This window comes from Micromonospora zingiberis (assembly GCF_004331455.1).
GTDB lineage: Bacteria > Actinomycetota > Actinomycetes > Mycobacteriales > Micromonosporaceae > Micromonospora > Micromonospora zingiberis.
Genome location: NZ_SJJR01000028.1, coordinates 1 through 22,318, shown reverse-complemented (window position 1 = coordinate 22,318; position 22,318 = coordinate 1). Strand labels below are relative to the sequence as shown.

Below are 22,318 nucleotides of genomic sequence, written 5' to 3'. Positions count from 1 at the left end.
CCCGGCGGGTCACCAGTCGCGATCGCTCGCCTCGGTCATCTGGTCGCCCCGGATCAGGCTGACGATGGCGGAGTCGAGGTCCGGCGCGACGAAGAAGTCGTCGACCCAGTGCAGCATGAAGACCCGCCCCTGCGCGTCGATCACCAGCTCGGACGGGCCGTCCTCGTTGTTGCCGAGCGGGTAGACCGGGTTGTCGTACTCCTCGGCGAAGATCCGCGCCGACTCGGTCAGCACCCCACCACGGGTGGGATGGATGTAACTGGTGAAGCCGCCGCCGAGCCGGCCGCTGTTGCCGAACTGCGGCAGAACCAGGCCACCGAACTCGACGAGCGCGGCCCGCGCCACCGGCGGGCAGTCCAGGCCAGCCAGGTCTTCGGCGAAACGGACCATCCAGTGGTTGACCGCCGAGGTGACATCGCGCCCGGGAAACCAGCCGGCGGCCTCCAGAACGTGGCGTACATCAGGCGGGAACCGGCCCTCGGCAGCGCGGCGTTGCGCGTACCGCTCGGCGATCAGTTGCTCGGGCAGGGACGGCCACTGGGACACCTCGCCGCTCTCCCGGTCGATGACCGCCCGGGGGTAGCCGGTGGCCGGTGGTGGTGCGGGTGGACCGTCGGTGGCCGGGGGCCTGGGTTCGGCTCGCCAGGCTACGTAGCCGAGGTCGAACTCGTGCAGGAAGACCTCGGGCGCGGGCCCGGGCCGCCCGGCACTGGCCCACTGGCGGGCGATCGCCAGGGCGTCGTCGCGACTGATCATCGTTGCGCTCCTCGGGCTGCCGTCGTCGGCTTCCACGGTCGGCGCCGGGTGCGGACACCGGCTGACTCGACGTCGTGCCTATGGTAGGCACCGCGGTCCGGCGATGGTGGCCGTGCCGGCGTACGCCAGGGGGAGGGTGCCATGCCGTCGCGGCGGGACCAGGTCCAGTCGTACCAGTTCTTCGTGCAGCGGATGACCTCCGCCCTGGTGGCGCGCGAGCCGGACCCGGAGGCGGCGCCGTTCCGGCGGCTGGGTGGCGCCGGCTTCGCCAGCGTCATGGTGGCGGTGCTCTGCCTGGCGGCGGTGGGCGTGTACGGGCTGTTGCGCCCCGGCGGGGCGACGAAGTGGAAGGACGGCGCCGCCGTCATCCTGGAGAAGGAGACCGGCACCCGGTACCTGTACCGGGAGGGCCGGCTGCACCCGGTGGCCAACTACGCGTCCGCCCTGCTGGCCATGGAGTCGGCCGTGCCGATGGTCTCGGTGTCCCGTAACTCGCTGGTGGGCACGCCCCGGGGGCCCCGCATCGGCATCCCGGACGCGCCGGACGCGCTGCCGGCGCCGAACCGGATCCTGGACGGTCCGTGGACGCTGTGCACCCAGCCGGCCCGGGACGCGGCCGGCGGAATCGTCGCCACCACCGTGCTCACCGTCGGGCGGGCACCAAGTGGTGGCCGGGAACCAGGCGATGCCGCGCTGCTGGTACGCGACCGCAAGTCCAAGCGCCTGCACCTGGTCTGGCGCGACCACCGGTACGAGATCCGCAACGAGAAGGTCGTGCTGGAAGGGCTCGTGATGACCGCCGAGCCGGTGGTGGAGGTCGGCGGGGCGTGGCTGAACGCGCTGCCCGCCGGTGAGCCGATCGCCACCCGGCGGGTGGCCGACCGTGGCGTCCTCTCGACGGCGTTGCCGGATGCCCGCGTCGGTCAGGTCTTCGTGGTACGGAGCCAGAACGACAGCCGCCAGTACTACGTCGTCGAGCGGGAACGGCTGGTCCCGATCACCCCCGTCCAGGCGGATGTCCTGCTGGCCGACAGCGAGACCCAGGCCGCGTACCAGGACGGGACGAAGCCGGTCCCGATCGAACTCGCCGCCGGTACGGCCGCCGCCGCGCCGAAGGCGTCGGCACCGCAGCCGGGCCGGTTCCGCGCACCGGAGCAACGCCCCGAGATCGCCCGGCTCAGCGGCAGCGACCCGGCCATCTGTGCCGCCTACCAGCCCGGCCAGGACGAACCGACGGTGCTGCTCGACGCCCAGGTCGAGCCGGTACGCGGACCGGTGCGTACCGGTGAACAGACCGGGAGTGGCGTTCCGCTGGCCGACCGGGTCGTCATCGAGCCCGGTCACGGCGTGCTGGTCAGCGCGGCCTCGTCGCCCGACCAGGACGGCGGCACCCTCAACCTGGTCACCGACCTGGGATATCGCTACCCGCTGGCCGGCGAGGGGGTGCCGGCGATGCTCGGCTATTCGCAGGTGCAGCCGGTGCGCCTGCCGGCCAGCCTGGTGGTCCGGCTGCCCGCCGGGCCGGCGCTCGATCCGGCCACCGCGAAGCTGGCCCTCGATCCGGAGTGACCCCTACCAGCCACAATGGAGTCGACAACCGGTCTGCGGGCTAGCGCGGGTTGGATCCGACCCGTTACCGTTCGAATGACGATGGTGCGTAAAGCGCCGACGCAAATGGCCGCCCCCCGGGGACGCGGGGCGATCGAACGAGGACGGGGGTGACTTCCGCCATGTCGATGCGTACCGACACCGGCTTGATGCTGAAGACCGAGGGTGACGTCGATGCCGTCGCCGATCGGCTCACCGGCAACCTCAACGGGTTGATGGACCAGCTCGCGCCGCTCTACGACCAGTGGAAGGGCGCTGGTGCGGGATCGTTCCAGCAGGTTCGTGAGCGGTTCGACCAGGACATGGCCCGGCTCAACGTCGCGCTGCGCGCGATCGCCGAGGCGGTTGGCTCGGCCGGTAAGGACTACGACGTCAGCGACGAGGAGATCCGGTCCGAGATGGACAGCGCCGGTGCGACCGCCGGCCAGATCACCGCGGCCCTGAAGCTCTGACGGGGGGATTCGCAATGGAAATCCGGTACAACTTCGCCGGTCTGAACGCGGCGGCGGACAGCTGCGGCAGCTCGGTCCGGAACATGACCAGCGAGCTGGAGGGCCTCAAGTCGGGCATCGCCCCGCTGTTGGCCACCTGGGACGGTGACGCCCGCGAGGCGTACTTCCAGCGCCAGCGCGAGTGGGAGTCGGCCGCCAACGACCTGCGTGACCTGCTCGGCAAGATCGAGCGGGCGCTGCGTGAGTCGGCGGCCAAGATGCAGGCCCGTGAGGCGGCCAACCGGGCCAAGTTCGGCGGCTGAGCCGCGACCGACGCGAGCGCTTCGCCCGATGGCCCGGCCGATCGCCGGGCCATCGTCGTCTGCGCCGCCGGGCGGCCGGTTCGCCGTGCCGGGTCGACGGGTCGGGGTCAGCCGCGTGGCGTCGAGCTCGGCACCCGGAAGAAGACCTCTTCGGGTTCGTCGATCTGCGTCCGGGCGGGCGGCGGCGCGGACGGCCGGGTGGCACGCCATCGGGTACGCCGCCCGCGTGGCAGCAGCGCCGCCAGCACCGCCACGCCGACCGCGATCGCGGCCAGGCCCAGACCGATCCAGAGCGCCAGCCGACCGAATGTCGCCCAGCGGTCGGCGCGAGCCTGTGCCGCCGCGTCATGGGGTACCTCGGGCAGCGGCGGCTGTGCCACCGGCTTCGCGGTGGTCAGCCGCTCGGTGACCGCCCGGTACGGATTGACCACCCCGCTGCCGTAGCCGCGTGCCGCGTCGCCCCGGGCCGGGTCGGCGGTGGACAGGATCCGCCGGGTGACCTCCTTCGCCGACAGGCCCGGCTCCGCCGCGCGGATCAGCGCGGCCGTCGCGCTGACCATCGGGGTGGCGAAGCTGGTGCCGTCGTACACGGTGTGACCGATCAGCCTGGTGGCGGCGACCACCGCCCCGCCCGGCGCCACGATGTCCACGTACGACCCGACCTGCGACTGGCGGATCCGGGTGCCGTTCTGGTCGATGGCACCCACGCCGATCACCCCGTCGTAGCCGGCGGGATAGGGCACCGGATCGGGTCGGGTGCCGTCCTGATGCTGGTTCCCGGCGGCGGCGACCAGGACGACGTCGTTGGCCACGGCGTACCGGACCGCCCGCTCCACGTCCGGGTCCGGCCGGTAGAGCGTCACCGACATGTTGATCACGTCGGCGCCGTCGTCGACCGCGCGCACGATCGCCTGCGCGAAGACCGCGCCGGTGACGGTGGCACCGGCGGTGCCCGCGTTCTCGTTGGCGTTGCGTTCGCTGACCCGGATCGGCACGATCGTGGCGTCCGGCGCCAGGCCGTGGAAACCCACGCCCTCCTGCCGGGCGGCGGCGATGATGCTGGCGACGGCCGTGCCGTGGGAGACGCAGTCCACGTCGCCGCCGGGTGCACCACGCAGTGCGTCGAAGCCGCTGGTGACCCGACCGGTCAGTTGCGGATGTCTGCTGTCGGTGCCGGAGTCGATCACCGCGACCCGTACCTGGGCGCCGGTGCTGAACGGCCACACCCGCTGCGGCGCGAGCCACCGCTGGTGCCAGGGCGTCTCGGTGTTGACCTCGCCCGGATCGCTCGGATTCTGGCAAATCTCCGGGGCGGCCTGGGCCGGCGCCGGCGCGGGGACCGTCAGCGCTGCGGTCAGCACCGCTCCCACCAGGGAAAATGCCACCATAGGACGGTCGCGGACCACTGTGCTCACCTCCCGGTCGGCCGGTGCCGGTGCATCCTAACGACTGGCCGCCCATCCCCGATGTCGCGCAGGTTCAGTATGGTCGAGTCGTCACGCGCAGGCGCAGGCGCACGTCTCCTTGCCAGGGACCGCCTGTGGCACGGGCCAACGAGGCGGGACGGGCAACAGGGCGGGAGGGACACGCCATGGACGTACAGGCGCTGCGCGCTCGTGCCGACGAGCTGATGGCCCAGTTCGAGCGGATGCGTTCCGGGGTGGGCGACCTCCAGCAACAGCTCAAGACCGTGGCGGCCACGGTTACCTCCGACGACGGGCTGGTCAGCGTCACGGTCGGACCGCGTGGTCAGGTGACGAAGGTCGAGTTCGACCCGCGCATCTACCGCCGGCCGAACTCGAAGGAACTCTCCGCCACGGTCACCGAGACCATCCGCCGCGCCACCGAGCAGGCGATGGCCGACGTCGAACGCCTGCTCCGGCCGTACGTGCCGGACAGCCAGTTCCAGGCGTACATCGACCACGACCTGGACGGCATCTTCCGACAGTTGGACAGCGACCTGCCCGGGGAGGACAAGCGATGACCGAACTTCGGGAGACCTTCGTCAGGCCGGATGGCGCGCTGGAGGGGGCCAACAGTCTCAGCGCCGCCGGTGCCCAACTGGCCGCCCGCTGGCAGGGCCTCGCCGCCACCATCGGCACGCTCAACGGTGATCGCCCATGGGGTGACGACGAGCCGGGCAACGAGTTCAACAAGGGCTACCTGGGCGGTGAGCAGCCGGCACAGAAGGTCCTCGACCTGGCCGCCGACATCGTGCCCGTGGTCGAGCAACTGGGCCCGACGGTGAAGGGCGCCGTGGAGGGCACCGTCGACCTCGACGACATGGTCAAGGCGCTCTTCGGAGGCGACGGCAAGTAGCCGCCCGGCGGCTACTGGTCGACATCGGACGGAGGGGCGCACCCGGTGGCGGTACCCAATCCCAGACACATGCTGGGCGAGTACACCTGGGTCTGGGATGCCATCTGCTGGGTCAGCGCGGGTGAGGCATGGCCCAGCGGTGACGAGGACCGCATGCGGGACCTGGCCGACGCCTGGCAGGCGTTGGCCGACGTGGTGAGCGAGACGCTGACCGATGCCGACCCGGCGGTCATGAAGATCCTGCAAAGCTGGGGTGGCGGGGCCGGCGAGGCGTTCGGTGGGCTGTGGAACCAACTCGGCGTCGACCCGAACACCGGCCTGCCGCTGATCCAGGAGGTCGCCGCCGCGTACGCGGCCGGCTGCGACCAGGCCGCCCTGGAGATCGAGTACGCCAAGCTGACGGTGCTGATCGCCGTGATCATCACCGTCATCGCCGTCTTCGTCGCGTTGCTGATGGCGTGGCTGGGCGGGGTGTCGGCGGGTGCGATCCCGGGCATCCTGGCGGCCGGCCGGCAGGCCGTGACCGTCGCCTTCCGGCGGTTGATCGCCCAGATGGGACGGCAACTGCTCACCCGGGCGGGGATGCAGGCGGCGCTGCGGACTGCCGGGTCGCGGGTCGGGCAGATCGTCACGAGCCAGGGCTTCCGGCAGGGCGTCAACCGGCTCGGTCTGGAACTGCTGGAGGAGATCGGCGAGGAGCTGATCATCGACGTCGGCGCCCAGGCGTACCAGATGCGCCGCGGTGACCGGCGCGAGTGGGACGGCCGGCGGACGCTCACCGCCGGGGTGGGTGGCGCGTACGGCGCGGTGCTCGGTTCCGGCATGAACTGGGCCGGCCGCCGGGCACCCCGGATGGATGTCTCGTTCAGCCCATCCCGGTTGACCTTCCCCGGCAGCGGCCTGGTCCGCTGGGGCAGCACCAGCCTCACCTCGGGTGCCCAGAACGCCCTCATCTCGCCCGCCGCGAGCGTGCTCGCCAACGCCAGCGTCAACCAGCAGTTCGTCCTCCCCGGCGCGGACGCCTTCCTCGGCGGGTTCGCCAGCGGCGCCGGCCGTACCGGCGTGACGCTCGCCGGTGGTGCCACCGGCAACGTGGCGGCGAGGATCACCAATTTCGGCCTCGACAAGATGGGTGTCTCGTTCACGCCCGGCGCCGGCCTCGGACCGGACGGGATCGATCCGTCGCTTGGTGTCCAGACCGTGAACCTCGGCAATCTGGGCGATCTCGGCGGCGCGGGGGACGGTGCCGGCGGTACGAGCCAGAACGGCGGCGCCGCACCGCAGAGTGGTTCGGGTTCCATCAGCTTCGCGCCGGCAACGACAGATCCGGCCGTGACATCGCCGACCGGCGGTGTCACCACCACCGATGGGCCGCCGCCACCGACCGACGGTGTGGGGTTGGCCGGCGGTGCGACCGAACCGAACACCGCCGACGCCGTCCGGGTCGGCGAGAGAGCGCCGGTCCCCGCCCCTGACGACGCCACCACGGCCGACAGCCGGGTCCCGACCGGCGACACTCCGGCGTCTGCTGGACCCACCGTGGAGACGAACCAGGACGGCAACTCGGGCGATCGGGCGGCACCGGTCGGCGACGCGCCCGGCACCGACCGCGCCTCGACCGGCTCGCCCGAGCAGGTGAGCGTGGCGGACCGGGGCGACGGCGGGCCGCCGGCAGAGTCAGCATCGGGCAGCGCCCAGGCGGCCCTTGTCGACACCTCGACCGGCGCCGGGCGTACCGGCAGCGTCGGTCCGGTCGCGGACTCCGCCCATGCTGGTCCGGTAGTCGATCCCGGCCATGCCGGCCCGGTGGCGGACTCTGCCGGTGCGGGCCGGGGCTTCGTCGGCCCGGCCGACGCCCGGACCGATCCGGCTGCCGTCGATTCCGTCCCGGCCGTGCTGCCCGGTGCGCCGCCCGTCGCTCCGGTCGCCGGTCCTGCGCCGGGCAGCGTCGCTCCGGTCGCCGGACCCACGCCGGGCGGCGTCACCCCGGCCGGGCCCGCCGCCACGGTGAACCCGGTGCCGGCGACCGGCGCGCCATCAGCTGCGACTGTCGTCACCCCGACGACAAACGTCCCGTCCACCGCCGCGACCGGTACGCCGGCAACCAGCACGAGCAGCCCGCCCGCCACCGCAACCACCAGCCCGCCCGCGACCGGCAACACCAGCACGCAGCCGGCACCAGCCCCGAGGACACCGGCCAACATCACCGCAGCGAACGCGGCGGGATCGGTCTCGCTCGCCCCACCGGCCGGCGCCACCACCACCGGGCAGCCCAGCGCCAGCCCACCCGCCGGGCGTACCTCGGTCGACCCGACGGTTCCGGCCGAAACGGCGGGCACCGACCCGAACGCCACCCCGGCGCCCTCGGCTGCCGAGCCGAGGATCACGCCCGCGACTGCGGACGGTGTCACGGACCCCACTGCGAACCGGACGGATCCGGTCGACCGGTCGGCAACCGGCGGGCCGGTCGTCGTCGCGGTGCCGGGCAGCACCGGGACGACCCAGCCGGGTGGCCCGACCCCGCCGACTGTCGACGGCGGCCGGGTGAACCCGGATACCCTCCGGCGCTCGACGGGACCCACCGGGCGTGGCACGCACAGCTGGCAGCTGGACCCCACGACCGTCGACGGCGACCCCACCGGCCCGGAGGCGCTGATCGAGGCGTCGCGGACGCTCGCCGAGACCGCCCGGCGGGCGGTGAAGGACACCGCGATCTCGCGGGCCAAGCAGCCCGGCACCGCCGGTGCCCTGCTGATGCCCGACGGTGGGATCACCACGCACACCAGCATGACCGCCAACAAGGGCACGGATCCGGTGACCCAGCCGGCAGTGCATCCGCTCGCCCAGGCCGCCCTGGACCGCACGGCGGCGGCGCTGCCGGACGGGACCGGCAGTGGGCACGGCAAGTGCGCCGAGGTGGCCCTGGTCTCGGACCAGCTCTATCGGCTCGAAACGCAGTGGCGGGAAGCGGGTGAGCCCGGCACCTTCGAGCAGTACGCGCTGGACGCGCTGAGCGGCGCGAGGATCATCACGCATCAGGTCAAGCCAGCCCGACAGAACAATGTTCTCTACGATCTCGGCCATCACCGGCCGCCGTGCCGCTCCTGCGCACACTTCCTGCCACAGTTCAACATCGAGCCGGTGGCTGACCCACAGCGGGACACCCAGATCTACCAGCCGCCCGTCCCGGGTGTGGTGGGCAACGGCCTGCCGCTGAGTGACAGCCGGCCGTACGGCCATCCCGAGGGCCTGATTCCCCCGGACCCGGCCGACCAGCAGGCACTCGACTCGGTCGTACCTCGCGACCCGGCGACCGGTCGACCGCTGGTGCACCCGGACCCACGCGTCGGACCCTGGGCGCGCCTGGTCAACGATGGCGGTCCGACCGTCCCGGGGCGCGACAAGAACTGTGCGGACGTGGGGCTCTCCGTTCTGGCGACCTGGTTCGGTCGGCCAGAGGTGGCGGCGCCGACCGCTGTCGCGGCAGAAGTGGAGCAGGGCAGCACCGCGCGGCAGGAGCAGGCGCTGCGCTCCAACTTCGCCCACCAGGGCGCCGGCATCGCGGGGCTGGAGGCGGTCGCCGCCACGCTCCGTACCGCCGGTCCCGGCTCGGCGGCCCTGATCGTCACCACCCTGCCGAGCGGCAACGGCGCACACACCTGGAACGCGGTCAACCACGACGGCACCATCATCTGGCTTGACGGTCAGAACCAGCTGACCTCTGACACCGGCCCGGTGCACAGCGGACCGGGCGATGTCTGGTCGATCGTGCTCGACGCCGAGGGCGATCCGCTCCGTCCAATGGTGACGGAGAGTGACATCCGGCCACCGGCACCCCCGGACTCGACCGCGCCGGCCGACACCCCTGCCACCAGCCCCGACCAGACCCTGCCCGGTCTCGGGCCTGACCTGCTCGGGGGTCCGCATGGCGGCGCCGACGTTCGGCTACTTCCTCCTGCGGAGACCGGACGACCCGACCGGCCCGCCGGTCAAGCTGATCGTGGAGGCGCAGAGCGCGGGACCGACCCGGGCGGTGAGTCCACCGATCCGAGCGACAAGGGGGTTCCGGGTGACCGAGGACGAGGCCCTGGCACTGATCAAGCGCCTGCTGGGCACGCCGAACGAGATCGAGCTGCATCCGTTCGAGTTCGGCTGGCTGGCGAGGGAGCAGCTGTCTCCCCAGGAACGGGCACAGGGCCGAGCGCTGGGCCAGGGGAGCTTCATCATCGACCGGACCGGAGTGGTCACGGTCCAGACCAGCCTGCCGGTCCCGCTGCTGATCAGGGAGTACGCGGCGGCCCGCCGGGCGGGCCGGACAACTGGTCGCCAGGTCTGGCCCAAGGTGGAACCGACGGCCTGAACCAGGCCGGCTCCGCGTCATCGCTGGCCGAGAGTCGACGGTTCGGGCCGGGTGAGCTGGCCCCGCTGGAGGACGCCGCTTTCCACGATGACCTGGCCGCCAGCCTGGCCACCTCGTACGGGTACGCCGTCTTCGCCGATCCGTCCACCCACCCGTACGGCCGGTTGGTCAACGACGGCGGGCCGGACCAGCCGGGCCGGGGCAACAACTGCCTGGACAGTTCGCTGTCGGCGCTGGCCAGTTTCCACGGTGATCCGCAGGTGTCGCGCCCGCGCTGGCCGGACCGACTCGACGACGGTTCGATCGACCGGCTCTCCGGCGAGCGGGGCGGGTTGGACCGGGCCGAGGCGTGGATCGGCGGGCAGTGGATCGGCGGCCCGGACAGCCTGCCCGCCGACCTGTCGTCTCGTGCCTACGCGGTGGCCGCCCAGTACGCCGAGCTGTACCAGCAGGTGGCCGACGCCGGCCCCGGAGCGTCGGCGCTGGTGGTGGCCGACTGGCTCTACCTCGACGGCGCCGGGAACGTCGTACTCGACGAGAACGGCCGACCCGAGGTGGACGGCTCACACGCCTTCGTGATCGTCTTCCCGGCCGACGCCGACGCACCGGTGTGGTGGGATCCCCAGACGGGGACGGCGTCGGTGGACATGCCGGCCGCCGACGTGCGGGACACCCACGCCCTGTGGGCGATGATGGTGCCTGACGGAGAGGGGCGAGTTGACCGAGGACGAGGCGCTGACGCTGATCAGCCAGTTGCTGGGGACCCGGAATCCGATCGTGCTTCGGGAGTTCGAGTTCGGCTGGCTGGCCCGGGAGAGGCTCTCGGTGCCGGAACGGGCCTCGGGGATGCACGTCGGCCAGGGGAGCTACATCATCGACCGGACGGGAGTGATCACGGTCCACTCCAGCCTGCCACCGCGACGGATCATGGAGGAGTACGCCCAGGCGCGACGCGAGGGCCGGATCAAGGGTCGGCAGGTCTGGCCCGAACCGGAACCGACGGCCTGACGGACGCCCCAGGCCCGGCCAGCCCCGACGGCCTGACCGACGCCGCCCGCCCGGCCAACCCTGACGGCCTGACGGACGCCAGCCCGGCCGGCCCCGACGGACCGGTGGGGCCGCAGGACCCCAACTCCGGCACGACCGCCGCCGACGGGCCCGACCTGCGGCAGGCCGCCGCCGGTACGACCTTCGGCGGTGCGTTGCTCGACGTCGACGCCACCCGTACCGCCGAGGCCGTTCAGGCGGCGTTGACCAGTGGCCCACTGCCCGCGCAGGCGAGCGTGGGCCCGGCCGCCGGCACCGTCACCCTGGACCTGGCCGATGGCCCCTACCAGGTACGGATCGAGTTGACCGACCCGCCGGCCGGGGTGCCGATCGTGCCGGTCGCCACCGTCGGGTACACCGCCGACGGTGCCGTGGTGCAGGTCTCCACCGGTGCGCATCCCGACCACGTCCGCCGGGCGGTGGTCGCGATGCTGGCAGAGGTGGACGCGGTCGCCCAGGAACGAGTCGTCGACCTGCGTACCGACGCCACCACGGCGCTCGCCGAGGGCGCCCGGCCCGAGCACGACGGCAATCGCATCCTCACCGCGCGGGACATCGGTCGCCTCGCCGAGCTGCGGGTCGTTCTCGCCGACAGCACCGCGACCCCCGATCCGACCCGGGCCGGCCAGCTACGGGCCGAGGCGTTGAGCCTGCTCGTCGCGTCCGGCCTGGTGGAGCAGGACCCGACGCACGCCGTACACGGGCTCGGCGGCAACGTGCCGGTGGTCGGGCCGGCGGCGGCGCAGGCCCGACTCGAACTGATCCGGAGTCACCTGGGTCCGGCCGCCCCAGCGGTCGAGGGCCTGATCGGGCACGCGACGGGTGGCGGACAGCAGATCGTCGCGGACCTGCGGGCCGCGCAGTCGGCGATCCGGGCCGAAGCCCGTACCTGGGCACAGCAGGCCACCGCCCTGCGCAACGATGCCGACCTCGCCCTGACCGCCCGGGTCGACGCGGCCCTGGACGCCGCACCCGAGCATGTCTTCGGCCGACTGGTGATCGGTGGTGGCTGGGCCGCGACCGCCGATTTCGTCACCATGGGTGCCGCCGCCGACACCGGGACCGGCGTGCCACCGGTGCTCTGCGTCTCCCAGGGACACGACCCGTGGGCGGATCGGCAGGCCCTGCTGATGGGGCAGATCCCGTCGGAGCTGGAGCTTCCCGGGATGCCGTTCCAACCGGCCGACCTGTCCGAGGAGGGCACCCAGTTCACCCCGTCCGACGTCTTCGCCGACGCGGTCGGCGCGGCGCGGGCGTTGCACGCGATGCCGACCTACCAGGGCACGGCGACCGCGATCACGCCCCGCCCGGTCGACGCCGGGTGGCCCGACGGCGCGAACTTCCGGGTCACCGTCGGCGGGCGGGAGTTCTACACCGCGTCCGTCGACGTCGCGTCCGGACCCGGTCCCTCCCGGGTGCCGAGCGCGCCGGCCACCACCACCGGCCAGTACGTCGACCCGACGACCGGCTACCGCGTCGACCGGTCCGGACCGACTCCGGTGTTCCGCGCTCCCGACGGCACCCCGGTCGCCCCGGACACGCTTGCGCCGGCCGTACGAACCGTCCTCGGTGCCCAGGCCCCGCCGCTGCTGGCGGACCTCGCCGGGCGGCCGACCGATCCACTGGTGGTCGACCCGCTCTCCGGGTACGCCGTCGACCCCTCGACCGGGCAGGTCTTCGACCCGGACGGCGGGCCGGTGGACCTCGACGCGCTCTCCGACGAGGTACGCGGCCGGCTCGGGCACGCGCCGGACGGCTCGTTCGGTGACCCGCGCCTGTCCGCGCCACCGGTCGAGTTCGGGGGCCAGAACCTGGCCGACGCCTACCGCCCCGGTGACCGGGTGCTCGTCTTCGGCGCGGGTGCCTCCGGCGCTTGGGACGTCGAGCAGGCCGTGGCGTCCCCGGCCGGGAGTGTCGACTGGTCGGCGCGGGCCATGGAGCCACCACCGGACCAGTTGACCGGCGATCCGGCGCACGACGCCGAGGCGCGGATGCGGTACAGCTTCGGTGGCGGCTACAACCGGCGCAACACCCTGCCCGATGTCGGTGCCTACGCCGAGTCGGTAGGCAGCCAGGTCGAACAGACGCTGCGGGAGATCGTCAGCCTCCGGCACACGGTCGACGGCGGTTTCCTGGTGGAGTTCACCGACGGCAGCCGACAGGCGTACGACCGGGTGGTCTTCTCGATCGGTCAGGCGCCCGAATACCCGGGCGGCGTCGCCGACCTGCTGTCCCACGTGGGTCTGGCGCCGCTCGAAGGACCGGCCACCGAGCACGACGGCCCGGCCGACGTGCTGGGGCTGCGCGACGACAGCGGCCGGTTGCGGGTCCTCGGCGGGGCTTCCGTGGCGGGGCCCCTGCTGGCCAAGGTCGGCCCGGCTCTCCGGCAGACAGTGGTGGACCAGGCCGGCGCACTGCCAGCCGATTCGCGGGGCATTCCGCCCAGCATCCGGTTCCACGCCCAGCGGATCGCCGAAGCGAACCTGGGCGCCCCGCCCGCGCCGTCGCCCGCTCCGCCCGCGCCGTCGCCCGCTCCACCCACTCCGCCCGCGCCGTCGTCAGCTACGCCTGGCGCGCCGTCCGCTTCGGCGCCGGGGGCGGCGGCCGGTGGGCCGGGGACCAGTTCGCCGGGCCTGCCGTCAGACCTCGTCCCAGCGGGCCACACCGAGCAACCGCCAGCCCCACCGGATGTCGAGCCAGGGCAGGGGACCGTACCGCTCGTCCAGTTCCCGGCCGAGCGGGGGCATCTCGACCCACATGGGCTTGCCGTCGATGTCCTGTCCGACGCCCTTGGCGGTGACCTCGACGGGGTTGCCCCACAGCTCGACGTAGCGCAGGTCGGGCAGGTTGCGACTGGCGGCGAGGGCCTCGGCTCCGGCCGGCCCGATGCCACAGTTGGCCAGGCCCAGCCAGCGCAGCCGGCCCAGGTACGGGGAACCGGCCAGCGCGGCGAGCCCGTCGTCACCGATCGGATTGTTGCTCAGGTCGAGGGCGACCAGGCGGCCCAGACTGGCGACACCGGCGACCTCCGGCATCAGCCCGGCCGCCTCGACCAGGGTCAGATGGCGGACGGGGAGCTGGGCCCAGACCTCGGCACCGTGGTCGACGAAGGCACGGGCGGTCATGGTGACCAACTCGACCAGGCCGTTACGCACCTTCCAGTCGACGAGCAGGTGGGCGACCGGACCCGCGAGCCGCGGGATCACCCGCCGGTACCGCAGGGCGGACGCCCGGTCGGGGCGGGATCGCGCCAGGTCGATGCGGATCAGTTCGGCGTGGTCGGGATCGGTGGCCTCGATGGCGTCGGCGTACCGCCGGCGCAGGTCGAGGTCGTCGGGGTCGGCCAGGATAGCGGCGTACAGCTCGGCGGGCGTGGCCATGACGGCAGCGTATCGACGGCCGGCTCGGTCACCGCCAGTGCCGTGCCGGGCTCCACCTTCCACGGCCTGGGTCGACCGGCCGCCGACCCGGCGGCGGTGCTGGACGTGGCCCGGGTCGCGCTGCCGCAGGTGGCGCCGTACGCCCAGGTGGACGCGGTGGTGCCGGTCGGATCGGACCGGTTCGAGATCCGTTCGGCTGGGCAGCCTCCGTTGACCGTGCGGCTCACCACCGGCCCGTTGACCGACGGCGTGGTGGCCCAGTCGACCGGCAACCCCGACGGGACCTTCACCGTCACCGTGTCGGACCGCGCGGTGGATCAGGTGGTGGCGCGGGCCCTGGCGCACGAGGTGGCCGAGCTGGTGGCGCTGCACGAGGCCGGCCCGGCGCTGGTCGGCCCGTTGGATCCGGGCAACGTGCGCGGGCCGCTGAGCGTCACCGGACTCACCGCCCACGATCGGGGCCGACTCGCCGAGATCCGGCTGCTCGCCGCCGCGTACGCCGGTGCCGACGCCGCCGGCCGGCTGGCCGTACGCGCCGAGATCGACGCCCTCGCCGATCACCTCGGCCTCCGGGTGGGTGATCCGGACGTCCGGGCCCGGTGGGCGCTGCTCCCGGGTGACGTGCTGACTCAGCTGATGCAGCTCAGCGTCCCGTCGCTGACGCCCGAAGCGGTCTCGGCGGTGCTGGCCGGTGCGCCCACCCGCACCGAGGTCGAGCGGGTCCGGATGATCGACTACCGGTCCCGGCTGGCGCCCGACTTCCAGGTGCCACAGCCGGCGGCACTGACCGCTCGGCTGCGGGAACTGGCCGTCGAGGCCGAGCACGCCCAGTCCGGCATGCCGAGAATGCCGGCGTTCGCCGGGCAGATCGTCGGCATCCCGCAGGCGCAGCTCGACCGGGTCCGGGCGGTGGACCCGCAGCTTGCCGACCGGCTCGCCCGTGAGGGCGTCTACGTCGACCTGACCGGCCGCTACGACCTGCGCCCGTACATGGTGGCGGACCTACCCGCGATCGACCTGGGTGCCGCCCGCCCGGCGTTCGACCTGAGCACCGAGGCCGGCCGGCAGGCGCAACTGCACGAGGACCGGCAGCGGTCCCGGGCCGCCCTGCGCGGACTGCACGCCGACCAGGCCGCGGCCCTGCTCGCCAGCCACGACTTCCACTACCAGGGCAGCGCCCGCTGGATGGGCCTGGTGCCGGACGCCCTGACCGACGTGTTGCGCGGCATCACGCCCGTCGCGCCGGCTCCCGTCGGCACGGTGGAGAGCGCGGCGAACCAGGGGCCGGCCGGCGACACCCGGGTGGTGGCCGACCGGGTGACCCTGCCACCGGAGTCGCCGACCGAGCCCGGCCCGGCCTACGGACCGGCGCTGGACGCCCGGACCGGGCAGCCGCCGCCGCTGTTCGACGGCCCGCCGACCCGCGAGGACGTGCAGCAGGGTGCGCTCGGCGACTGCGGCATGATCGCCGTGATCGGCGCGGTCGCCGGCCAGCTGCCGGACACGATCACGCGGATGTTCCAGCCGAACCCGGACGGCTCGGTGGACGTGCTGCTGCACGAGGCCAGCGGTCCGGGCCAGTCGGTCACTGCGACCGGGCGTCAGCTGCGGGTCACGGTGTGGCCGGACGTACCGCTGCACGCCAACTCGAACGGTCGCAGCGCGTACGCCGACCAGTCGGTGGTTGGCACGGCCTGGGCGTCGCTGCTGGAGAAGGCGATCGCGGCGGTCGACCGCACCTGGACCCAGCACCGCCACGACCTGTGGCAGCAGCAGTGGAGCGCCCGACCCGGCGCGGATCCGAACCAGGCCGCCCCGCTCGGCTATGCCCGCCTCGGCAACGGCAGCAGCCGGTTGGTGCAGGCGGAGCTGCTCACCCAACTCACCGGGCTGCCCAGCAACGTGAGTCAGTTCGACCCGACGCCGGGTCGGGAGGCCGACGCCGAGGCCCGCTTGGCTGCCCTGCTCGCCGCCGGCAGTCCAGTGATCACCGGAAGCCTGCCAGCCGCCCGGTATCCCGGCCAACCGCCGTACGGGCTCGTTCCGGGGCACGCGTACGAGATCGTGTCGGTGGCGAACGGGGAGGTGCGGCTGCGCAACCCGTGGAATTCGAGTCACCCGGCGCCGATGCCGGTACGTGCCCTCCTGGATCTGATGAGCCCCTGGTACGGCCACGTCGAAGTGGCGCAGAGCAGCGTCGCGGCGCTGCCGGACTCCGAGTTCCACGGGCAGGGCCGACCGGCGGCTGATCCCACGGCGGTGGTCGACCGGGCGCGGCTGGTGCTGCCCACCCTGGCCGAGACGATCGGCGCGGACCAGATCGTCACCGTCGGCCCGGACGTCTTCGAAGTCCGGGCGACCGGCCTGGCGCCGCTGCGGGTCCAGGTCGCCGCTGGTGCCCTGACCGGCGAAACCGTGGCGCAGACGATCCGCAACCTCGACGGCACCTTCACGCTCACCGTCTCCGACCGGGCCGGCGACGCGGTGGTGGACCGCGCGGTGGCCCACGAGTTCGCCGAACTGCTGGCCCGGCACGAAACCGGCCAGGCACAGGTCGGCCTCTTCGACCAGGGCGCCGCCGAGCGGCCGATCGACCCGGCCGGGCTCACCGCCCGGGACCGTGGCCGGCTCGCCGAGCTGCGCCTGATGGCCGCCTGGTACGCGCAGTCCGAGCCGACCACCCGGCTGGTGCTGCGCCGCGAGATCGACGCGCTGGTCGACCGGCTCGGCCTGCGCTGGGGTACGCCGGAGGCGACGGCCCGGCTGGCGCTGCTGCCACCCGACGGGTGGCATCAGGTGATCCGGCTGAGCGTGCCGGGGATCACACCGGACACGGTGACCGGCGCGCTGGCGTACAAACCGGACCCGACCATCGTCGAGCGGTTCCGGGCGATCGACTACCGCAGTCGGCTGGCGCCCGACTTCCAGCCGCCACCGGCCGCCGAACTGACCGCGAAACTGCGTGAGCTGGCCGTGCACGGGGAGCAGAGCCAGTCCTCGCTGCCCCGGATGCCCGCCCTGGCCGGGCAGGTCATCGCGCTGCCCCCAGCCGCGCTGGCCTCGATCCGGCAAACCGATCCACGGCTGGCCGACCGGCTCGCCACCGAGGGCGTCTACATCGACCTGACCGGCCGCTTCGACCTGCGCCCGTACGCCCTCGACGGCGCCCCGGAGTTCCCGCTGACCGTGTCGGCGCCCGCGTTCGACCTGACCACCGAGGCCGGCCGCAAGGCCCTGCTGGCCGAGGACCGCAGCCGGGTGGCCGCCGCCTTCCGGGCCGCGTACGGGTCGAATCCCGCTGCCATGGCGGTGCTCAGCACGCACGGCTTCCACTACCTGACCGACGCGCGCCGGATGGCGCTGGTCCCGAACGCGCTGACCGACGTGCTGCGTGCGATGCTGCCGCCCGACCCGAGCACCGAGATCGAGATCGAGGTCGAGGTCGAGGTCGAGCCGACCGTGACCGACAGCGAGATCGCGGTGGTCGCGGACCGGGTCACCCTGCCCGACCCGAACCCGAACTATCCGGTCGAATACGGCCAGGCGCTGGACGACCGTACCGGGCAGGCGGCCCCGCTGTTCGACGGGTCGCCGCACCGCGAACACGTGCGCCAAGGCGTGCTCGAGGACTGCGGGATGCTCGCCACGATGGCGGCCGTCGCCGGGTACCGGCCGGATGCGCTGGCGCAGCTCTTCCAGCCAAACCCGGACGGCACGGTGGACGTGCTGCTGCACGAGAGCGTCCTGTACGGCGGCACATCGGCGCCCACCGGCCGGCGCCTCCGGATCACCGTGCAGCCGGATGTGCCGCTGCATGTCGGGAGTTCCGGGGAGGCTGCCTACGCAGACAGGTCGTCGAATGGTTCGGGCTGGGCGTCGGTGCTGGAGAAGGCACTGGCGGCGGTCGACCGGACCTGGACCAATGAGCGACGCGACGCCTGGCAGCGGGACTGGACCACGTGGTGCAGCAAGGACGACCCGCATCAGGCAGCACCGCTCGGCTATGCCCGGCTCGACGTCGGCAGCACCAGCTATCTACAGGCGGAGCTGATGACTCAGCTCACCGGTGTGCCGAGCCAGATGTCGTTCTTCGACACCAGACCCGGCCAGGAGGCCGTCGTGGCTACCCGGCTGGCCGCGCTGCTCGCCGCAGGCAGCCCGGTGATCGCTGGTACCCGTCCGGAGAACACCTACCCGCCGGGACTGGCCACACTGCCATTCGGGCTGTATGCCAAGCATGCCTACGAGGTCGTGTCGGTGACCAATGGTCTGGTGCGACTGCGCAACCCGTGGGGGCACGAGCATCCCGCACCGATTCCGGTGCGCGATTTCCTGGATCTGATGGCTTCCGACTACGCCCACATGGACGTCGGCGGCGCGAGCAGTGCCCCGCAAACCGGCACGGTGACCAGCACATTCGTCCCACCCGCCCAGCCGTCGATTCCTGCGCCCAGGGCAGTGGAGACGACAATCAAGCCCGAGGGAGATCGACCGCGCCGGCACACCCTTGGGCGTACCTACCTGGAGGACGAACGGGCCATCGTCAACTACCTTGCGCTGCTCGACGACGACGGTACGGTGAATGGCCTGAGCGTCGTGGTGTCGTCCGGTGTGGGCCAGCGCACGGCCCACTGGGCGACCAACGGCACGGCTGGCGTCGGTGGGTCGATCCCCGTCGGGCGGGCCGAGGCCGAGCGTATCGCTCGCGAGGTGCTCGGGTTTACGCTGCCGGAGGAACCCGCGCTGCACGACATGGTGGGCGGCTGAGGATGCCGACCGCAGGGACAGGGGGGGGGGGGCAGTTGTTGCGATCCTTCACTGCCAGGACCGCGATCCGTAACAACACCCCCGCCAACGTGGGCATCGCCCGCCTCGGGGTGCGCTGGGTAGCGGTGGGCCCACCCGTGCGTGCCGAGATCGTCGTCATGCCGCGCCGGGGCGGAGACACCTCACGGTATGAGGTGACGCTTGGTGAGACCTTTCCGGTGGGTGAGGAGACCTGGCGCTTCGCGGATCTCGACATGACCAGCGCCGACGAGTGGCAGGTCAAGGTCCGGCGGGTGGACGAGGACGAGGTGATGGAGCCCCCCACGGGTCACCTCTGGAAGCGGGCGCGGCTGCGCCCCTACGGGCAACTCGATGAGGCGCAGCTCCAGTCGGTGGAGGCGGCCCTGGGGCATCCGCTGCCACCGGACTACCGGGACTGGCTACGCCGCAACAACGGCGCGTTGCCCGAGGTCGAGCACCATATTCCCGGCGCACCGTTCTCGCTGCTGCCGGAGCGTCCGCTGTTCGGCATGCATCCGCAGTACCCGCCGTTCGACCTGGTGCACGCGCAGCGCGTACATCGGGATCCGTGGTTGTCGCCGGCCTGGTTGGTGATCGCGAACCCCTTCGGCGGGCTGCTGGTCGTCTCGACCCAGGCGAGTAGCGGAAACGTCTACTTCGTGCACGAGCTGGATCTGCTGGGGCCGCCTGGCCCACCCGCCTCAGCTGCCCGTGAGCGGAAGCTGCGCGCGGTGGCCTGGTCGATGGGTGAGTTCCTCGGGCGGTTGACGCCGAAGGAGTTGGACGACCAACCTCCGGTGCAGCTGATGCCGCCCGGCACCTTCACCGACCCGCGGAACTACGAGGATGGGCCGTTCTGAGCGAGTCCTACCGTCCCGGGCCAGCCGGGGAGAACCGGGAGAGAAGCGTTGCGCTCGTTCACTGACGTTGCCGCCATCCCGAACAACGTCCCGGTCGACGTCGGGCCTGCTCGCCTCGGGGTGCGCTGGGTCGACGTCGGGCCACCAGTGCGCGCCGAGCTGGTCGTCATGCCGCACTCGGCCGAGGAGTCTGCGCATCACGAGGTGACGCTCGGTGACACCTTTCCGGTCGGTGCGGAGACCTGGCGCTTCGCCGATCTCGACATGGCCAGTGCGGACGAGTGGGAGGTCACCGTCCGCCGGGTGGACGACCACGAGGTGCTGGATCCACCCTCCGGCCACCTGTGGCAGCCGGCCCGGCTGCGTCCGTACGGGCAACTCGACGAGGCGCAACTCCAGCAGGCAGAAGCGGCCCTGGGGGTACGGCTACCGCCGGGTTACCGGGACTGGCTGCGCCGGAACAACGGTGCGCAGCCCGAGGTGGAGCACCACATTTCCGGCGTACCGTTCGCCCTCCTACCGGCGCGCCCGCTGTTCGGCGTGCACCCGCAGTACCCGCCGTTCGACCTGGTGCACGCGCAGCGCGTACACCGTGACCCTTGGTTGCCACCGGACTGGCTGGTCATCGCGAAGCCGTCGGGTGGCCTCCTGGCCATCTCCGCCCGACCCGGCGTGGAGATCATCTATTTCGTGCCCGAGTCGGACCTGGTCGGACCGCCCGGACCGCCGGCCGAGGCCGCCCGGGCGGGCAAGCTGCGCGCGGTGGCCTGGTCCATGCACGAGTTCATCGGTCGCCTGACCCCGCTGGAGGTGGGCGATCTTCCGACCGCGCAGCTCCTGCCTCCCGGCCGCCGCTACGAAGACGGGCAGTCTTGACCACGACGGCGGGTCTGCTGGTGCCGGCGGGTCCGCTCAGCCGGGCGGCGACAACAGCCCGGCGTACGCCGCCCGGACCGCGGCGAGACGGTCCCGCCGGAACCGACCCGGCTCGCGCTGGTGCAGCTGCCGTCCCCGATCGCTGAGGAAGGCGCCCGCCGGGACGGTGTCCGCGCCGGCCGGGATGAACTTGACGACTTCGTCGAGCGCGGCGACCGCCCGGGCGAGCGCGGCCTGGGCCTGCTGCCCGGCCTCGCCGCCGGATTCCGTCGGCACCGATCCGGCGTACGCGTCGGAGACCAGGAGCCACTCGCCCGGATCCAGCAACTGTGACGGTTCGTCGCCGCCGTAACGGAATCCGCCGCCCGTGCCATCGGGCGTGGGCGGTAGCCGGAACAGGAACTCCCGTTCCTCGCCACAGCCCTCGCACGCGCCGGTGTAGCGGCTGGCCAGGTCACCGTCCGCCAACGCGACGACGGCACTGTGCCGGGGGAACCGCGTGGACCCGCACGAACAGGCGTGCAGGTCCAGGTAGAGGTGCGCCTCCGCGTTGGTACGGCTGAGCGGCGGGTTCATGCCGACCACCGTACCGATCGGGTGCGCTTTGCGACCGCCCCGGTGGAACCGCTGGCATACTCGCCGACCATGGTGTTGTCGCGTGGCTGGGCGGTCTTCCTCACCGGGGTCGGGGTCTGGACCTGGGTGATCTGGCCCCGATTCGCGGTGGCCATCTGGAACGACCCGAGGTCGTGGTCCAGCGCAGTGGTCGGGGACTGGCCGGCGACCGGCTTCCTCTGGGTGCACGCACTGCTGATCGGCGCGTCGTTGGCCATCGGCACGGCCGTCGGCCTGCTTGGCGTCCGCGCCTGGCGGTCAGCCGTCCGGCGTACGCCCTGAGCGAGTCCGGGCTGTTTGACGACTGCACCGTCAACGGGGCGGTCTGCATGGTTGTCCACTTCGGTCGGGTGTCGTGAGCGGGTGTGACGGGGACCGCTCCCCCTCGATTTGACGATCAACTCGCCGGCCGCGTAACTTTCTCTCTGCCAGCGCGGAACGGGCGAAAACGGGGCCAAAACCCCGGAGAACCCGCTCCGATGGCACCGAGTGCTGGAGGATTACTCCTCTTAGGACTCGGACCGGGTGGGGCTCGTCGGATCGGCCGGGAGGCGGATTTGGCGCAGCGAAACCGACCGGGTAAGGTTTGCGACCGGCAGGGCACCGGGCGAGCTTGCGGGAGACCGCAGCGGCCGGCCTGCCAAATCCGATGACCTGGCAAGGCGGATCTCCGCTGCGCCGGATCGCGGGTGCCGAACCGCATGAAGCGTGACGGACCGGGACAGACCGGTTTGACACGGGCCAGACGGTAAGGTAACGTAGTAAAAGTGCCCGGCGCGAGAGCGGCGGGTGGGATGCCCCTGATGGTGGCCCTGGTGGGTTGTCGGATGGTGTGTGGTTGTTCTTTGAGAACTCAACAGGGTGCTTGATAAGCCAGTGCCAAGTTAGATTTTCTACCCCGTGCTGGGCTGAGCCTTTGTGGGTTTGGTCTGGTGGGGATTCCTTTGGCAACATT

The 22,318-nt window shown here is 72.5% G+C and carries 13 protein-coding genes and 1 pseudogene; 10 read left to right on the top strand and 4 right to left on the bottom strand.

Translation table 11 applies throughout. From position 1 onward, the window contains the following. Positions 1 to 9 precede the first annotated feature (9 nt). Entirely contained in the window at positions 10 to 756 is a 747-nt protein-coding gene (locus tag E0H26_RS26785) for an SUKH-3 domain-containing protein (protein ID WP_131308662.1), read from the bottom strand. 141 nt (positions 757 to 897) lie between these two features. Here E0H26_RS26785 and eccB point away from each other — a divergent pair, with 141 nt between their 5' ends. From eccB to E0H26_RS26770, 3 genes are all read left to right on the top strand, one after another. Beyond that, the gene (eccB, locus tag E0H26_RS26780) at positions 898 to 2,325 is read left to right on the top strand and encodes a type VII secretion protein EccB (RefSeq protein ID WP_131308659.1); all 1,428 of its coding nucleotides are present in this window, start codon (positions 898 to 900) and stop codon (positions 2,323 to 2,325) included. Between the two features lie 161 nt (positions 2,326 to 2,486). Then, positions 2,487 to 2,816 carry a WXG100 family type VII secretion target gene (locus E0H26_RS26775; RefSeq protein ID WP_131308753.1) on the top strand — a complete coding sequence of 110 codons (330 nt, stop codon included), beginning with the start codon at positions 2,487 to 2,489 and terminating at the stop codon, positions 2,814 to 2,816. A 14-nt stretch (positions 2,817 to 2,830) separates the two neighbouring features. Further along, positions 2,831 to 3,118, top strand: a complete 288-nt coding sequence (locus E0H26_RS26770; protein WP_131308656.1) for a WXG100 family type VII secretion target — start codon at positions 2,831 to 2,833, stop codon at positions 3,116 to 3,118. A 107-nt stretch (positions 3,119 to 3,225) separates the two neighbouring features. Here E0H26_RS26770 and mycP read toward each other — a convergent pair whose 3' ends face one another. After that, positions 3,226 to 4,506, bottom strand: a complete 1,281-nt coding sequence (gene mycP, locus E0H26_RS26765) for a type VII secretion-associated serine protease mycosin (protein WP_165521995.1) — start codon at positions 4,504 to 4,506, stop codon at positions 3,226 to 3,228. Positions 4,507 to 4,709: 203 nt separating this feature from the next. Here mycP and E0H26_RS26760 point away from each other — a divergent pair, with 203 nt between their 5' ends. The 3 genes and pseudogenes from E0H26_RS26760 to E0H26_RS30660 form a co-directional block, all read left to right on the top strand. Continuing rightward, positions 4,710 to 5,102: a YbaB/EbfC family nucleoid-associated protein gene (locus E0H26_RS26760; RefSeq protein WP_131308653.1), complete on the top strand. Its 393-nt coding sequence runs from the start codon at positions 4,710 to 4,712 to the stop codon at positions 5,100 to 5,102. Further along, positions 5,099 to 5,437 carry a hypothetical protein gene (locus tag E0H26_RS26755; RefSeq protein ID WP_131308650.1) on the top strand — a complete coding sequence of 113 codons (339 nt, stop codon included), beginning with the start codon at positions 5,099 to 5,101 and terminating at the stop codon, positions 5,435 to 5,437. The genes E0H26_RS26760 and E0H26_RS26755 overlap by 4 nt, the downstream gene beginning before the upstream one ends. Positions 5,438 to 5,482: 45 nt before the next feature. Continuing rightward, positions 5,483 to 10,420 (top strand): annotated as a pseudogene (locus tag E0H26_RS30660) (toxin glutamine deamidase domain-containing protein); the annotation flags it as partial. Between the two features lie 3,063 nt (positions 10,421 to 13,483). Here the strand turns inward: E0H26_RS30660 and E0H26_RS30655 are convergent. Then, on the bottom strand, positions 13,484 to 13,879 hold the full coding sequence (locus E0H26_RS30655) for a leucine-rich repeat domain-containing protein (protein WP_420812898.1): 396 nt from the start codon (positions 13,877 to 13,879) through the stop codon (positions 13,484 to 13,486). A 27-nt stretch (positions 13,880 to 13,906) separates the two neighbouring features. On the opposite strand from E0H26_RS30655, the gene E0H26_RS30650 reads away from it, so the two are divergent. From E0H26_RS30650 to E0H26_RS26710, 3 genes are read left to right on the top strand one after another with little or no spacing between them, the layout of a single operon-like run. Beyond that, positions 13,907 to 18,991, top strand: a complete 5,085-nt coding sequence (locus E0H26_RS30650) for a C2 family cysteine protease (RefSeq protein WP_420812897.1) — start codon at positions 13,907 to 13,909, stop codon at positions 18,989 to 18,991. A gap of 38 nt (positions 18,992 to 19,029) precedes the next feature. Beyond that, positions 19,030 to 19,872 carry a DUF6406 domain-containing protein gene (locus tag E0H26_RS26715; RefSeq protein ID WP_240742401.1) on the top strand — a complete coding sequence of 281 codons (843 nt, stop codon included), beginning with the start codon at positions 19,030 to 19,032 and terminating at the stop codon, positions 19,870 to 19,872. Between the two features lie 48 nt (positions 19,873 to 19,920). Beyond that, the gene (locus E0H26_RS26710; protein ID WP_131308647.1) at positions 19,921 to 20,748 is read left to right on the top strand and encodes a DUF6406 domain-containing protein; all 828 of its coding nucleotides are present in this window, start codon (positions 19,921 to 19,923) and stop codon (positions 20,746 to 20,748) included. A 36-nt stretch (positions 20,749 to 20,784) separates the two neighbouring features. Here the strand turns inward: E0H26_RS26710 and E0H26_RS26705 are convergent, their stop codons facing one another. After that, positions 20,785 to 21,324, bottom strand: coding sequence for a hypothetical protein (locus tag E0H26_RS26705; RefSeq protein WP_131308644.1), 540 nt, complete (start codon positions 21,322 to 21,324; stop codon positions 20,785 to 20,787). Between the two features lie 69 nt (positions 21,325 to 21,393). Between E0H26_RS26705 and E0H26_RS26700 the strand changes: the two genes are divergently transcribed. Next, positions 21,394 to 21,645, top strand: a complete 252-nt coding sequence (locus E0H26_RS26700) for an SCO4848 family membrane protein (RefSeq protein ID WP_131308732.1) — start codon at positions 21,394 to 21,396, stop codon at positions 21,643 to 21,645. The last annotated feature ends 673 nt before the right edge of the window (positions 21,646 to 22,318 follow it).